Origin of the sequence: Burkholderia sp. BCC0097, assembly GCF_902832985.1 — a bacterium.
GTDB classification, from domain to species: Bacteria; Pseudomonadota; Gammaproteobacteria; order Burkholderiales; family Burkholderiaceae; genus Burkholderia; species Burkholderia orbicola.
The window spans coordinates 373,670-387,035 of record NZ_CADFDM010000006.1 but is presented as its reverse complement, the minus strand read 5'-3'; the positions used below and the strand labels follow the sequence as shown (position 1 = coordinate 387,035).

The window sequence follows — 13,366 nt, the reverse complement described above, 5'->3', positions numbered from 1 at the left end:
AAAAACCCGGCGGGCATATAGAAGAGTTTTTTCTCCAGCTTGTTGCAGGATCGCTAGCTCAAGTAATATCCGCGTACGCCGGACCCTGGCGGGGCCGGTTCCGATCTGGAGACCTGGAGGAAACATGGAATACAACCGTCTGTTGCACACCCTGCGTGTTACCGCCATGGCAGGCGTGGCAGCGGCATCGCTCGGCGTCGCGGGCTCTGCATTCGCACAGATCCCGAACAAAACGCTCGTCTACTGCTCAGAAGGCAGCCCGGCGGGTTTCGATTCCGCGCAATTTACGACCGGCGTCGATTTCACCGCCGCCACGTTCACCGTCTACAACCGCCTCGTCGAATTCGAGCGCGGCGGCACGAAGGTCGAGCCTGGCCTCGCCGAGAAGTGGGACGTGTCGTCCGACGGCAAGGTGTACACGTTCCACCTGCGCCACGGCGTGAAGTTCCACACGACCGACTTCTTCAAGCCGACGCGCGAATTCAACGCGGACGACGTCGTGTTCTCGTTCGAGCGCATGCTCGACCCGAACAATGCGTTCCGCAAGGCGTACCCGGTGTCGTTCCCGTACTTCACCGACATGGGCCTCGACAAGCTGATCACGAAGGTCGAGAAGGTCGATCCGTACACCGTGAAGTTCACGCTGGCCGAGCCGAACGCGCCGTTCATCCAGAACATGGCGATGGAATTCGCGTCGATCCTGTCGGCCGAATACGGCGACCAGCTGATGAAGGCCGGCAAGGCCGCCGACATCAACCAGAAGCCGGTCGGCACGGGCCCGTTCATCTTCCGCAGCTACACGAAGGACGCGACGATCCGCTTCGATGGCAATCCTGATTACTGGAAGAAGGGCGAAGTGAAGCTCTCGAAGCTGATCTTCTCGATCACGCCGGACCCGGGCGTGCGCGTGCAGAAGATCAAGCGCAACGAATGCCAGGTGATGAGCTATCCGCGCCCGGCCGACATCGCGACGCTGAAGGCCGATTCGAACGTCGACATGCCGTCGCAGGCCGGCTTCAACCTCGGCTACCTCGCGTACAACGTCGAGCACAAGCCGGTCGACAAGCTCGAGGTGCGTCAGGCGCTCGACATGGCGATCAACAAGAAGGCGATCCTCGAGTCCGTCTATCAGGGCGCCGGCCAGGCCGCGAACGCACCGATGCCGCCGACCCAATGGTCGTACGACAAGAACCTGAAGATGGCGACCTACGATACCGCGAAGGCGAAGGCGCTGCTCGCGAAGGCAGGCTTCCCGAACGGTTTCGAGATCACGCTGTGGGCGATGCCCGTGCAGCGCGCGTACAACCCGAACGCCCGCCTGATGGCCGAGATGATTCAGGCCGACTGGGCGAAGATCGGCGTGAAGGCGAAGATCGTCACGTACGAGTGGGGCGAGTACATCAAGCGCGCGCACTCCGGCGAGCAGGACACGATGCTGATCGGCTGGACGGGCGACAACGGCGATCCGGACAACTGGCTCGGCACGCTGCTCGGCTGCGAGGCGATCAAGGGCAACAACTTCTCGCACTGGTGCTACAAGCCGTTCGACGAGCTGGTGCAGAAGGGCCGCACGACGACGGGCCAGGACGCGCGCACGAAGCTCTACACGCAGGCGCAGCAGATCTTCGCGCAACAGCTGCCGTTCTCGCCGATCGCGAACTCGACCGTCTACCAGCCGGTGCGCAAGAACGTGGTCGACATGCGTATCGAACCGCTCGGCTATGCACGTTTCGACGGTGTCAGCGTGAAGTAACCGGGCAGGCGTAAGCTGTCGTCATTGAGAAAACCGGCTTGAAATCATCCGGCGGCGAGGGGCCCAAAGCCTCTCGTCGCCGGTCGCACATTTCCCCCAGAAAAATACGAGACGCATCATGTTCAGATTCGTGTTGCGCCGCGTGGGGATGGTGATCCCGACTTTCATCGGCATCACCATCCTGGCGTTTGCGCTGATTCACCTGATACCGGGCGACCCCATCGAAGTGATGATGGGCGAGCGCGGCGTCGATCCCGCGATGCATGCTGAGGCGATGAAGCGCCTCGGGCTCGACGAGCCGCTGCCGCTGCAGTATCTCCACTACATCGGCCGGGCGCTGCATGGCGACCTCGGCATGTCGATCATCACCAACACGAGCGTCGCGGGCGAGTTCTTCGCGCGCTTCCCGGCGACCGTCGAACTGTCGCTGTGCGCGCTCGTGTTCGCGCTCGCCGTCGGCCTGCCGGCGGGCGTGATCGCCGCGCTGCGGCGCGGCTCGGTGATCGACCACGGCGTGATGGGCACCGCGCTCACCGGCTACTCGATGCCGATCTTCTGGTGGGGACTGATCCTCATCATGGTGTTTTCGTCTTACCTCGGCTGGACGCCCGTGTCGGGGCGCATCGCGGTCGAATACGATTTCCCGCACCCGACCGGCTTCATGCTGATCGACGCGCTGCTCGCGCCGGACGAAGGTTCGTTCAAGTCGGCGGTGAGCCACCTGATCCTGCCCGCGATCGTGCTCGGCACGATCCCGCTCGCGGTGATCGCGCGGATGACGCGCTCGTCGATGCTCGAAGTGCTGCGCGAGGACTATATCCGCACCGCCCGCGCGAAAGGGCTATCGCCCGTGCGCGTGGTCGTCGTGCATGCGCTGCGCAATGCGCTGATCCCGGTCGTCACCGTGATCGGCCTGCAGATCGGCACGCTGCTTGCCGGCGCGGTGCTGACCGAGACGCTCTTTTCGTGGCCCGGCGTCGGCAAGTGGCTGATCGATGCGATCGGCCGCCGCGACTATCCGGTCGTCCAGGGCGGCATCCTGCTGATCGCGACGCTCGTGATCGTCGTGAACCTGGTCGTCGACCTGCTGTACGGCGTGCTGAATCCGCGCATCCGCCACACGAGGTAATCCCATGAGCAATCTGCAAAATACCCTGCCGACCGAATCCGCGCCGGCCGGCGGCCGTGCGCTCGCGCTGCGCGAGTTCTGGGCCAACTTCTCGCGCAACCGCGGCGCCGTGGGCGCGGGCATCGTCGTGGTCGTGCTGATCGCGGTCGCCTTGCTCGCGCCGCTGATCGCGCCGCACAGCCCGGTCGAGCAATATCGCGACTACGTGAAGATTCCGCCCGCGTGGCTCGCCGGCGGCAACTGGCAATTCATCCTGGGCACCGACGAAGCGGGCCGCGACATTCTTTCACGGCTGATGTTCGGCGCGCGGATGTCGTTCTGGATCGGCTTCGTGTCGGTCGTGCTCGCGCTGATCCCCGGCATCGTGCTCGGGCTCGTCGCCGCGTTTTTCCAGAAGTGGGCCGACACGCCGGTGATGCGCATCATGGACGTGCTGCTCGCGCTGCCGTCGCTGCTGCTCGCGGTCGCGGTCGTCGCGATCATCGGCCCGGGCCTGACGAACACGATGTTCGCGATCGCGATCGTCGCGCTGCCGGCCTACGTGCGTCTCACGCGCGCGTCGGCGCTCGGCGAGCTGCAGAAGGAATACGTGACCGCGTCGCGCGTGGCCGGCGCCGGCACGCTGCGCCTGATGTTCTCGCAGGTGCTGCCGAACTGCACGGCGCCGCTGATCGTGCAGGCGACGCTCGGCTTCTCGTCGGCGATCCTGGACGCGGCCGCGCTCGGCTTCCTCGGCCTCGGCGTGCAACCGCCGACCGCCGAGTGGGGCGCGATGCTGGCCTCGGCGCGCGACTACATCGACAACGCGTGGTGGATCGTGACGATGCCCGGCCTGTCGATCCTGATTTCGGTGCTCGCGATCAACCTGCTCGGCGACGGGCTGCGTGACGCGTTGGATCCCAAACTGAAACGGATGGCCTGACATGAGCAACAATCTCCTGACCATCCGCAATCTCGCGGTGAACTTCAACGGCCTGCCCGCGGTCGACCGGATCAACCTGTCGGTCGCGCCGGGCGAGGTGGTGGGCGTCGTCGGCGAATCGGGCTCGGGCAAGAGCGTGACGATGATGGCGCTGATGGGCCTGATCGACGCGCCCGGCAAGGTGACGGCCGACGAGGTCACGTTCAACGGCGTCGACCTGCTGAAGGCATCGCCGAAGGCGCGCCGCAAGATCGTCGGCAAGGACATCGCGATGGTGTTCCAGGACGCGCTGACGAGCCTGAACCCGAGCTACACGGTCGGCTACCAGATCAAGGAAGTGCTGAAGCTGCACGAAGGGCTGCGCGGCGACGCGCTGCACCGGCGCGCGCTCGAACTGCTCGACCAGGTCGGCATTCCCGATGCGAAGAACCGCATCGCGTCGTTCCCGCACCAGATGTCGGGCGGGATGAACCAGCGCGTGATGATCGCGATGGCCGTCGCGTGCAACCCGAAGCTGCTGATCGCCGACGAGCCGACCACCGCGCTCGACGTGACGATCCAGGCGCAGATCATGGATCTGCTCGTGAAGCTGCAGAAGGAGCGCGGGATGGCGCTCGTGCTGATCTCGCACGATCTGGCCGTGGTGTCGGAGGTCGCGCATCGCGTCGCGGTGATGTACGCGGGCGAGATCATCGAGACCAATCGCGTGCCCGATATCTTCCGTGCGCCGCATCATCCGTATACCGAAGCGCTGCTCGCGGCGATTCCCGAGCACAATCAGGGGGCGCGTCGCCTTGCCGCATTGCCGGGCATGGTGCCGGGCCGCGATGATCGCCCGTCCGGGTGCCTGTTCGCGCCGCGCTGCAAGTACGTCGTCGACGATTGCCGCAAGGCGCGGCCGGCGCTCGACACGCTGGTGCCGGCCAACGACGCGATGCGCGCGCGCTGCATCAAGCCGCTCAATGTTTCCAACCTCGACCTGACGGGAGGCGCACGATGAATGCAGTCAATGAAACGCCTCGCGCATCGCACGACGAGGAAGCGGTACTGGTGGCCGACGGCCTCGCGAAGCACTACACGGTGAAGCGCGGGATGTTCGGGCAGGGCACGGTGAAGGCGCTCAACGGCGTGTCGTTTTCGCTGAAACGCGGCAAGACGCTGGCCGTCGTCGGCGAGTCGGGCTGCGGGAAATCGACGCTCGCGCGCCAGCTCACGATGATCGAGACGCCCACCGCCGGCAGCCTCGTGATCGACGGCAAGAACGTCGCCGGCGCGAACCGCGAGACGGTCGCCGACCTGCGCCGCCGCGTGCAGATGGTGTTCCAGAACCCGTTCGCGTCGCTGAACCCGCGCAAGACCGTCGAGCAGACGCTCGCCGAGCCGCTCGAGATCAACGCGAACCTGACGGCCGCCGAGCGCGCCGCGCGCATCGCGCAGATCATGCGCACGGTCGGCCTGCGGCCCGAGCACGCGAAGCGCTATCCGCACATGTTCTCGGGCGGCCAGCGCCAGCGGGTCGCGATCGCGCGCGCGATGATCCTCGATCCGCGCATCGTCGTCGCGGACGAGCCGGTGTCCGCGCTCGACGTGTCGATCCAGGCGCAGATCCTGAATCTCTTCATGGATCTGCAGGAGCAGTTCAAGACGAGCTACGTGTTCATCTCGCACAACCTGTCGGTGGTCGAACACGTTGCCGACGACGTGATGGTGATGTACTTCGGCAGCGTCGCCGAGCTCGGCGACAAGGCGACGATCTACGCACGGCCGCGCCATCCGTACACGCGCGCGCTGATGTCGGCGACGCCGGCGATCTTCGAGGAAGACCGCCGCGTGCAGATCAAGCTGCAGGGCGAACTGCCGTCGCCGCTCAATCCGCCGTCCGGCTGCGCGTTCCACCAGCGCTGCCCGTACGCGGTCGAGCGGTGCCGCGTCGAGGAGCCGCAATTGCGCGAAGTGGACGGCCGGCGTGTAGCCTGCCATCGCGCCGAGGAGGTCGGGGAGGAGAATGCCTGAAGCGTTGGCGGCGCGCGTGTCCGGCGTGCGCCGTGCGGGGGCGGGCGGCGCGCGCGTGATGCGCGCGTACCGCTACGCGCGGCGCTGGAGCGTGCGTACCGTCACGGGCGCGGCGCTGGCCGGCGCGTGCGCGGCGGCCAGCATCGTGGTCCCCGTCGAACCGGTGCGCGCCGAGGGGCGTGCGCCGGCGACTTCGCCGATTCGTCCGTCTCAGGTGCCCCCGCCCGGCATGAGCCTGCCGGGCTTCCATACGCCGGCCGTGTCCGACGGCACCGTGTCGCGCGGCACCGTGCGCGTGCAGCCGGCGCGCATGCCGTTCTACGTCGCGACCAAGGGCAAGGTCACGCTCTACGTGCTCGGCACGCTGCATACGGGCGACCCGTCCGATTACCCGAGCGCGCAGCCATTCCGGCCGCGCATCCTCGCGGCGCTCGCCGCGTCGCCGACGCTCGCGCTCGAGCTGTCGCCCGACGATCTGCTCGAATCGCAGGACGACGTGTCGAAGTACGGCGTGTGCCGCTACCCGTGCCTGCAGCGCCTGCTGCCCGAGCCGCTGTGGCAGCGGCTCGCGGCGCGCCTGCGCGGCAACCCGGCCGCGCTCGCCGAGATCCGCAAGATGCGGCCGTGGCTCGCGGCGCTCGTCGTCGAGACCTACGATTCGCTGTCGGCCGGCCTGCAGACCGAATACGGCACCGAGGCGCAACTGCAGAACGTGTTCCTGAAGAAGAAGGGCGGCCGCGTGATCGGACTCGAGACGCTCGCCGAACAGATGCGCGCGTTCACCGGGCTGACGCTGGCCGAGCAGCGCGAGATGCTCGCGCAGGACATGGTGCAGACGCCCGCGCAGAACGCCGACGACATCAAGGCGCTGCACCGACTGTGGCGAATTGGCGACGCCGATGCGATCTCGGCGTGGGCCGTCGCGAAGAGCGAACGGCTCGCCCGTTCGAAGGCGTTGTCGGCGTCGCTCGACAACAAGATCGTGTACGAGCGCAACCGGCGCTTCGTTGCACGGATGACTGCAATCGCCGCGCCGAACCGGCCGCTGTTCGTCGCGATCGGCGCGCTGCATCTGGGTGGCCCGCGCGGCGTGCTCGAATTGTTGCGCCAGCAAGGATACCGGGTCGACGCGAACTGATCGCGCCCGGCCGCCCGTACTGATCTTCCCCTGTTTGATCGACGTCGCGCGCACCGTGCGATGCGCCTGCGCGGTGGTGCCGGTCGATAAGGAAAACCCTTGAATCGTCGGAAAATAGCGTTTAAAACGATTGACATCCCGTTCGGCCAATATCTATTCTTCACCCCACAAGTTGAAAAAATGAAAAGAATAGATAAGTTCTACGGGGTAGCAGAAATAAAGCGCGGGGTGAGCGTCGCCGGCACGTGAAGCACGTGCCGGCCGCGGAGAGTCTGCATGCACGGCGGGGCCAATCATCGTCGAACAACACATGCATGCGGGCCGACTTGCACATAAGCGACGTTCCGTCGTCTGACCGGGGAAGGCAGTGATCGGGCGGCGGCGGACGTTTTTTAATCCGGAATATTTTTCCGGTCACCGTCGAAAGACGGTTTCGGGGGGTGAATCGACAGACGGCGAAGCCGCACCGATTGCACCAACGGAAAAGCGCCACGAGGGCGCTTTTTTCTTTGGTGCGACGAAAACGTGCGGCGCGCGGGCCTTGCACCGAATGCTGCGTTACGCGCCTTCGTCGGCCTGCAGCGCGCCGGGCGCCACGACGTCGACGCCGGCGGCCTCGAGCGCCGCGCGGATCCGCTTCGCGAACGCCAGCGCATGCGGCCCGTCGCCATGCAGGCAGACGGTCTGCGCATTGAGCGGCACCCATTCGCCGCTCAGCGCGCGCACCTGCCGGTTGCGCACCATGTCGAGCGTGCGCGCGAGCACCGCGTCTTCATCGTCGATCAACGCGCCGGGCAGGCTGCGTGGCACCAGCGAGCCGTCCGCGCGGTAACCGCGATCGGCGAACACTTCCTCCACCGCCGCGAGCCCCGCCTGCCGCGCGGCCGCGATGAACACGCTGTTCGCGAGCCCGAACACCGCGAGCGACGGATCGAAATCGTGGATCGCGGACACCACCGCGTCGGCGATCAGCGGGTCGCGCGCGGCCTGGTTGTACAGCGCGCCGTGCGGTTTCACGTGCGCGATGCGGCCGCCCTCGGCCTGCGCGATCGCCGACAGCGCGCCGAGCTGGTACAGCACCCCCGCATAGATGTCGCCGGCCGGCAGCTGCATTTCCTTGCGGCCGAAATTCTCCGGATCGTGGAAGCTCGGATGCGCGCCGATCGACACGCCTTTCTGCACGGCCCAGCGCACGCAGTCGCGCATCGCGTTCGCGCCGCCTGCATGCCACCCGCATGCGATGTTCGCCGACGTGACGAGGTCGAGCAGCGCCTCGTCCGATCCGCATCCTTCGCCGAGATCGGCATTCAGATCGATTTCCATATGTTCCTCGTCCACTGGTTGCGTGGCGCGTCCTTCGCGACTGCTTCCGCCATTGTCACGCCGCGCGCGATTGGGCGCGGCGGCGCGCTTCCTCGCGCATCTCGATCGCGACGTCGATCTGCCGCAGGTACGCCCGTTCCGCGACGAGGGCGGCGCGCGCGGCGTCGAGTGTCGTGCGCACGAAGCGGATCGGCAGGTTGAGCCGCGCCTGCGCGAGCTTCCATAGGTCGGCGCGGATCACCGTGCCGATCTTCGGGTAGCCGCCGGTGGTCTGCGCGTCGTGCATCAGCACGATCGGCTGGCCGTTCGGCGGCACCTGGATCGTGCCGGGCAGCACCGCGTGCGACAGCAGCTCGACCGGCCGCTCGCGCACGAGCTCGGCGCCGGCGAGCCGGTAGCCCATCCGGTTGCTGTTCGCGGTGACGAGCCATTCCTCATCCCAGAACGCTTGCTGCGAATCGGCCGCGAACGACGCGTAATCCGGGCCCGGCAGCACGCGCACGGGCATCGCCCACGGCGCATGCACGGGGCGATGACGGCGCGGCGGCTCATCGACGCGCACGAACGCGCACCACGCCGGCGCCTTCACGCCGAATTCCGGCGCATCGGCCGAAAGGCAGCCCGCGCCGGCCGGCGGCACGCCGACCGGCAGCCGGTCGCCGTCGCGCAGCGTGCGGCCGCCGAGGCCGCCGAAGCGCGACGCGAGATCGGTGCTGCGCGAGCCGAGCATCGGCAGCACGTCGATGCCGCCCGCGATGCACAGGTAGCCGCGCATGCCGCGTTTCGCGGCCGGCAGCACGAGCGTCTGCCCGGCGTCGACCGGCAGGCTCCACCACGAATACACGGGCTGGCCGTCGAGCGTCGCGCCGAACTCGGTGCCGGTGATCGCGATGCGCGTGGCGCGCGTGAAGCGGAACGTGGCGGGGCCGATCGTGATTTCGACGGCCGCCGCGTCGGGGCGGTTGCCGACGAGCCGGTTGCCGACTTCGAGCGCGAGGCCGTCGAGCGCGCCGCCCTGCGCGACGCCGAGATGGCGCGCGCCGCGGCGGCCGAGATCCTGCACGGTCGACAGCGGGCCGGCCCGCACGACCTCGATGGTGCCCGGTGCGTTGCTCTGGGTCATCGTGCGTCGACTCCCGCAATGGTGAAGCGCACGCGGTCGCCGGGCAGCAGCAGCGTCGGCTGCGGCCGCGCCGGGTCGAACAGCACCTGCGACGTGCGGCCGATCAGTTGCCAGCCGCCGGGCGACGTGGCCGGGTAGATGCCCGTCTGCGCGCCGCCGATGCCGACCGAGCCGGCCGGCACCTCGAGGCGCGGCGCCGCGCGGCGCGGCATGTGCAGCGCGGCGTCGAGGCCGCCCAGATACGCGAAGCCCGGCTGGAATCCGACGAAGAACACGACGTAGGCGCCGGCCGCGTGGCGTGCGACGACCTCGTCGGCCGACAGGCCCGTGTGGGCGGCGACGGCCGCCAGGTCGGGGCCGGCGGCACCGCCGTACTCGACCGGGATCTCGACCTCGCGGCCGTCCGCGTGCTCGACGTCGGCGGTTTCCCATGCGTCGCGCAGCGCGGGCGTGAGCGAGTCGGCCGTCGCGGCGAGCGCGTCGAACACGATGGTCAGGTTGTTCATGCCGGGGACGACGTCGATCACGTCGGGCCACGCGCGCGCGGCCTCGGCCACGGCCCAGACGCGGCGCTGGCAATCGAGCGTGGCGGGCGGCGGCACCTCGCAGACGAGGGCGGCATCGCCGAGCGGATAAATGCGGGGTTGCGTCATCGGACTGGCACGGTTCGGACGGCAATGTTAGCGCACATTGTCAATAAAATATCGACAACTTCTCAATAAGCGTTTTCGCCTAGCTCGTAGGCCGGGGCTTCTGGCGTACACTCGGGCACATCCTGTCATCCGGCTTGCGCCGCCTTTCCATGAAGCGTCCTGCGACCAAGATCGTGTCATCCGAACACCTCGTTTCCGATTCGAGCGCGGAGCTGTCGGAGCTCGAATACGGGCTCATCATGGCCGGCAACGCGTTCAACCGCTGGATGGTGCGCTGCATGTCGGCGGCGGGCGCGAAGGACATGACGGCGGTCGAGGTCTCGCTGCTGCATCACGTCAGCCATCGCGAACGCAAGAAGAAACTCGCCGACATCTGCTTCGTGCTCAATATCGAGGATACGCACGTCGCGACCTATGCGCTGAAAAAACTGATCGCCCGCGGCTATGTGAAGAGCGAGAAGAACGGCAAGGAAGTGTTCTTCTTCGCGACCGACGCGGGCCGCGACCTGTGCCTGAAGTACCGCGAGGTCCGAGAGCATTGCCTGATCGAGACGCTGAAGGACAGCGGCCTCACCAACGAGCAGATCGGCGACGCGGCGCAGTTGCTGCGCAACGCATCGGGCCTCTACGACACGGCCGCGCGGGCGGCGGCGTCACTGTAAATAAACGATGGCGGAAACGGTCGGGGTGAGGCGACGCGCCGACGGCGGGCGACGGTTGCGCCGCCACACGCGGCATCATTCGGCGGTCGGGTAAAGCGCACCGTCGGTGACGATCCAGCGCAACGCGAGATCGTGCGCTTCGGCCGGCAGCGCATCGACGCGGCACGCTTCGTACGCGATGCCGACCGTCACGGGCAGCGTGTCGCCCGGCCACGCGGCGAGCGTGCGGTCGTAGTAGCCGCCGCCGTAGCCGAGCCGGTAGCGCTGCGCATCGAATCCTACACAGGGAATCAGCAAAAGATCGGGCACGACGGCGATTCCCGACGCCGGTTCGGGAATCCGGTGATGACCTTCGCGCATCGGCGTGTGCGTGTCCCACGCATGGAACTCGAGCGGCGTGTGCCGCTCACCGATCACGGGTAGTGCGGCCTGCCTGCCGGCACCGGCCGCGCACCACGCGAGCACCGCGTCGCGCGCATCGAATTCGCCCGGCAGCGGCCAGTAGAACCCGACCGTGCGGGGCGCCAGACGGTCGAGCAACGTGCGCAGCCGCGCGTCGAGCGCGGCGTTCGCGGCAGGTTGCGACGCGGCGTCGCGACGGGCGCCGGACAGCGTTTTGCGCAGCGCAACCTTCGGGTTCGGCACAGGGTTGCGTGCTATGCTTTCGCTCACTTCGTGCTCCATTCAAAACGATGTCGAACAGCCTTTTCCGAGTATATCGCGCGGTCGCACTGGCGCTTTCCGCCGCCGCGCTCGTCGCGGGCACGGCCGCATGTGCCGCACCGAACGACGACACGCTCGCCGGGGATGACCAGATCTTCGTGCAGCTTCGCGAAGCCGCACGCCGCAACGACGCCGCGAAGGCCGCGCAGCTCGCGTCGATGATCCCGAACTATCCGGTGCCGTCCTACGTCGAGTATTTCCAGATCAAGCCGCAGTTGTTCGATTCGACGGGCCGCGCGCGCGTCGATGCGCCGGACGCGCCCGTGCAGTCGTTCCTGCAGCGCTACGATGGCCAGGCGATCGCCGATCGCCTGCGCAACGACTACCTGCTCGTGCTCGGCGCGCGCCACGACTGGCGCAATTTCGACGACCAGTACAAGCGCTTCGTGCTCGACGACGATACGCAGGTCAAGTGCTATGCGCTCGAATCGCGCGCGGCGCGCAACGAGAACGTCGCCGATGCGGCGCGCGCGCTGCTCGTCGAGCCGAAGAACTACGGCGATGCGTGCGTCGACCTGATCACCGCGCTCACCGTCAATCAGCAGTTCACGAGCGACGACGTGTGGCAGCAGGCGCGCCTCGCGTACGAGCAGAACTACACGACGCTCGGCGGCAAGATCGTCGACGCGCTCGGCCCGCGCCCGGTCGGTTTCGACCAGGCGACGAGCGCGCCGCCGCTGTATCTCGCGCGCGGCGTCGGGCCTGACGCCGCGTCGCATCAGCTCGCGCTGATCGCGCTCGGCCGCATGGCGCGCAACGATCCGGACGCGGCCGCCGGCATGCTGACGACGCTCGCGTCTTCGCTGACCAAGCAGGAACAGGCGATCGCATGGGGCGCGATCGGCTACCAGGGCGCGATCAAGCGCTCGCCGATGGCGTCGGTCTGGTACGCGAAATCGGCGAACGCGCCGCTGTCGAACCCGGGCTACGAATGGCGCACGCGCGCCGCGCTGCTCGCCGGCAACTGGCCGATGGTGCGCTGGTCGATCGAGCAGATGCCGCCGTCGCTGCGCAACGATCCGGCGTGGATCTACTGGCATGCGCGCGCGCTCAAGCAGAGCGGCGACACGCTGCAGGCGAACCAGGAATTCGAGCAGGTCGCCGGCCAGTTCAACTTCTACGGGCAGTTGGCCGGCGAAGAGCTCGGCCAGCGCACGACGATCCCGCCGCGCACGAAGGTGAGCGACGCCGAGATCGACGCGATGGGCAAGATCCCGGGCTTCGCGCTCGCGCAGCGTTTCTACGCGCTGAACCTGCGCCTCGAAGGCAATCGCGAATGGAACTGGCCGCTGCGCGGGATGACCGATCGCCAGCTGCTCGCGGCCGCCGAATACGGCAAGCGCGTCGAGCTGCTCGACCGCACGGTCAACACGGCCGACCGCACGAAGGCCGAGCACGACTTTACGCTGCGCTATCCGTCGCCGTACCGCACGACCGTCGAGCGCTATGCGCAGTCGACGGGCCTCGACGTCGAGTGGGCGTACGGGCTGATCCGCCAGGAATCGCGCTTCATCATCAGCGCGCGTTCGTCGGTCGGCGCGGGCGGCCTGATGCAACTGATGCCGGCGACGGCCCAGATGGTCGCGAAGAAGCTCGGCATGGGTACGATCTCGCGTGCGCAGATGCACGACATCGACACCAACATCCAGCTCGGCACCTGGTATCTGGCTGACATCTACAACAACTTCGACAGCTCGCCGGTGCTCGCCACCGCCGGCTACAACGCGGGCCCGGGCCGGCCGCGCCAGTGGCGCCAGGTGTTGACGCAGCCGGTCGAAGGCGCGATCTTCGCGGAGACGATTCCGTTCAACGAGACGCGCGACTACGTGAAGAACGTGCTGTCGAACACCGTCTACTACGCGGCGCTCTTCGAGGGCAAACCGCAGTCGTTGAAGAAACGTCTAGGCATGATCTCGCCCTGATACAC

12 protein-coding genes are annotated in these 13,366 nt (G+C 67.4%); 8 read left to right on the top strand and 4 right to left on the bottom strand.

The genetic code is table 11. The features are described from left to right. The first annotated feature begins 124 nt into the window (after positions 1 to 124). From HWX07_RS22245 to HWX07_RS22220, 6 genes are all read left to right on the top strand, one after another. The gene (locus tag HWX07_RS22245; protein ID WP_175877698.1) at positions 125 to 1,753 is read left to right on the top strand and encodes an ABC transporter substrate-binding protein; all 1,629 of its coding nucleotides are present in this window, start codon (positions 125 to 127) and stop codon (positions 1,751 to 1,753) included. 118 nt (positions 1,754 to 1,871) lie between these two features. Beyond that, positions 1,872 to 2,882, top strand: a complete 1,011-nt coding sequence (locus tag HWX07_RS22240) for an ABC transporter permease subunit (protein WP_124700591.1) — start codon at positions 1,872 to 1,874, stop codon at positions 2,880 to 2,882. Between the two features lie 4 nt (positions 2,883 to 2,886). Beyond that, positions 2,887 to 3,804: an ABC transporter permease subunit gene (locus HWX07_RS22235; RefSeq protein WP_175877697.1), complete on the top strand. Its 918-nt coding sequence runs from the start codon at positions 2,887 to 2,889 to the stop codon at positions 3,802 to 3,804. A gap of 1 nt (position 3,805) precedes the next feature. Continuing rightward, positions 3,806 to 4,804 (top strand): ABC transporter ATP-binding protein, encoded by a 999-nt coding sequence (locus HWX07_RS22230; protein ID WP_006477543.1) that lies wholly within the window; start codon positions 3,806 to 3,808, stop codon positions 4,802 to 4,804. After that, positions 4,801 to 5,817 carry a peptide ABC transporter ATP-binding protein gene (locus HWX07_RS22225; protein ID WP_175877696.1) on the top strand — a complete coding sequence of 339 codons (1,017 nt, stop codon included), beginning with the start codon at positions 4,801 to 4,803 and terminating at the stop codon, positions 5,815 to 5,817. The genes HWX07_RS22230 and HWX07_RS22225 overlap by 4 nt, the downstream gene beginning before the upstream one ends. Next, on the top strand, positions 5,810 to 6,955 hold the full coding sequence (locus HWX07_RS22220; RefSeq protein WP_175877695.1) for a TraB/GumN family protein: 1,146 nt from the start codon (positions 5,810 to 5,812) through the stop codon (positions 6,953 to 6,955). Before HWX07_RS22225 ends, HWX07_RS22220 begins: the two co-directional genes overlap by 8 nt. A 558-nt stretch (positions 6,956 to 7,513) precedes the next feature. Here HWX07_RS22220 and pxpA read toward each other — a convergent pair. From pxpA to pxpB, 3 genes are read right to left on the bottom strand one after another with little or no spacing between them, the layout of a single operon-like run. Continuing rightward, positions 7,514 to 8,278 (bottom strand): 5-oxoprolinase subunit PxpA, encoded by a 765-nt coding sequence (gene pxpA / locus HWX07_RS22215; RefSeq protein WP_006483671.1) that lies wholly within the window; start codon positions 8,276 to 8,278, stop codon positions 7,514 to 7,516. Positions 8,279 to 8,333: 55 nt separating this feature from the next. Continuing rightward, positions 8,334 to 9,401, bottom strand: a complete 1,068-nt coding sequence (locus tag HWX07_RS22210; protein ID WP_175877694.1) for a biotin-dependent carboxyltransferase family protein — start codon at positions 9,399 to 9,401, stop codon at positions 8,334 to 8,336. Next, entirely contained in the window at positions 9,398 to 10,054 is a 657-nt protein-coding gene (gene pxpB / locus HWX07_RS22205) for a 5-oxoprolinase subunit PxpB (protein WP_006477548.1), read from the bottom strand. Before pxpB ends, HWX07_RS22210 begins: the two co-directional genes overlap by 4 nt. Before the next feature lie 149 nt (positions 10,055 to 10,203). Here pxpB and HWX07_RS22200 point away from each other — a divergent pair, with 149 nt between their 5' ends. Beyond that, on the top strand, positions 10,204 to 10,716 hold the full coding sequence (locus HWX07_RS22200; protein WP_027788908.1) for a winged helix DNA-binding protein: 513 nt from the start codon (positions 10,204 to 10,206) through the stop codon (positions 10,714 to 10,716). 75 nt (positions 10,717 to 10,791) lie between these two features. Here HWX07_RS22200 and HWX07_RS22195 read toward each other — a convergent pair whose 3' ends face one another. Beyond that, positions 10,792 to 11,400 carry a 5-formyltetrahydrofolate cyclo-ligase gene (locus HWX07_RS22195; RefSeq protein WP_175877692.1) on the bottom strand — a complete coding sequence of 203 codons (609 nt, stop codon included), beginning with the start codon at positions 11,398 to 11,400 and terminating at the stop codon, positions 10,792 to 10,794. Between the two features lie 8 nt (positions 11,401 to 11,408). On the opposite strand from HWX07_RS22195, the gene HWX07_RS22190 reads away from it, so the two are divergent. Further along, on the top strand, positions 11,409 to 13,361 hold the full coding sequence (locus HWX07_RS22190) for a lytic transglycosylase domain-containing protein (protein ID WP_175877691.1): 1,953 nt from the start codon (positions 11,409 to 11,411) through the stop codon (positions 13,359 to 13,361). Positions 13,362 to 13,366 lie beyond the last annotated feature (5 nt).

What these genes read in the sequence shown, in the direction of transcription:
- HWX07_RS22245 (WP_175877698.1), top strand. Translation starts at nt 125, where the DNA reads ATGGAATACAACCGTCTGTTGCACACCCTGCGTGTTACCGCCATGGCA.
- HWX07_RS22240 (WP_124700591.1), top strand. Translation starts at nt 1,872, where the DNA reads ATGTTCAGATTCGTGTTGCGCCGCGTGGGGATGGTGATCCCGACTTTC.
- HWX07_RS22235 (WP_175877697.1), top strand. Translation starts at nt 2,887, where the DNA reads ATGAGCAATCTGCAAAATACCCTGCCGACCGAATCCGCGCCGGCCGGC.
- HWX07_RS22230 (WP_006477543.1), top strand. Translation starts at nt 3,806, where the DNA reads ATGAGCAACAATCTCCTGACCATCCGCAATCTCGCGGTGAACTTCAAC.
- HWX07_RS22225 (WP_175877696.1), top strand. Translation starts at nt 4,801, where the DNA reads ATGAATGCAGTCAATGAAACGCCTCGCGCATCGCACGACGAGGAAGCG.
- HWX07_RS22220 (WP_175877695.1), top strand. Translation starts at nt 5,810, where the DNA reads ATGCCTGAAGCGTTGGCGGCGCGCGTGTCCGGCGTGCGCCGTGCGGGG.
- pxpA (WP_006483671.1), bottom strand. Translation starts at nt 8,278, where the DNA reads ATGGAAATCGATCTGAATGCCGATCTCGGCGAAGGATGCGGATCGGAC.
- HWX07_RS22210 (WP_175877694.1), bottom strand. Translation starts at nt 9,401, where the DNA reads ATGACCCAGAGCAACGCACCGGGCACCATCGAGGTCGTGCGGGCCGGC.
- pxpB (WP_006477548.1), bottom strand. Translation starts at nt 10,054, where the DNA reads ATGACGCAACCCCGCATTTATCCGCTCGGCGATGCCGCCCTCGTCTGC.
- HWX07_RS22200 (WP_027788908.1), top strand. Translation starts at nt 10,204, where the DNA reads ATGAAGCGTCCTGCGACCAAGATCGTGTCATCCGAACACCTCGTTTCC.
- HWX07_RS22195 (WP_175877692.1), bottom strand. Translation starts at nt 11,400, where the DNA reads ATGGAGCACGAAGTGAGCGAAAGCATAGCACGCAACCCTGTGCCGAAC.
- HWX07_RS22190 (WP_175877691.1), top strand. Translation starts at nt 11,409, where the DNA reads ATGTCGAACAGCCTTTTCCGAGTATATCGCGCGGTCGCACTGGCGCTT.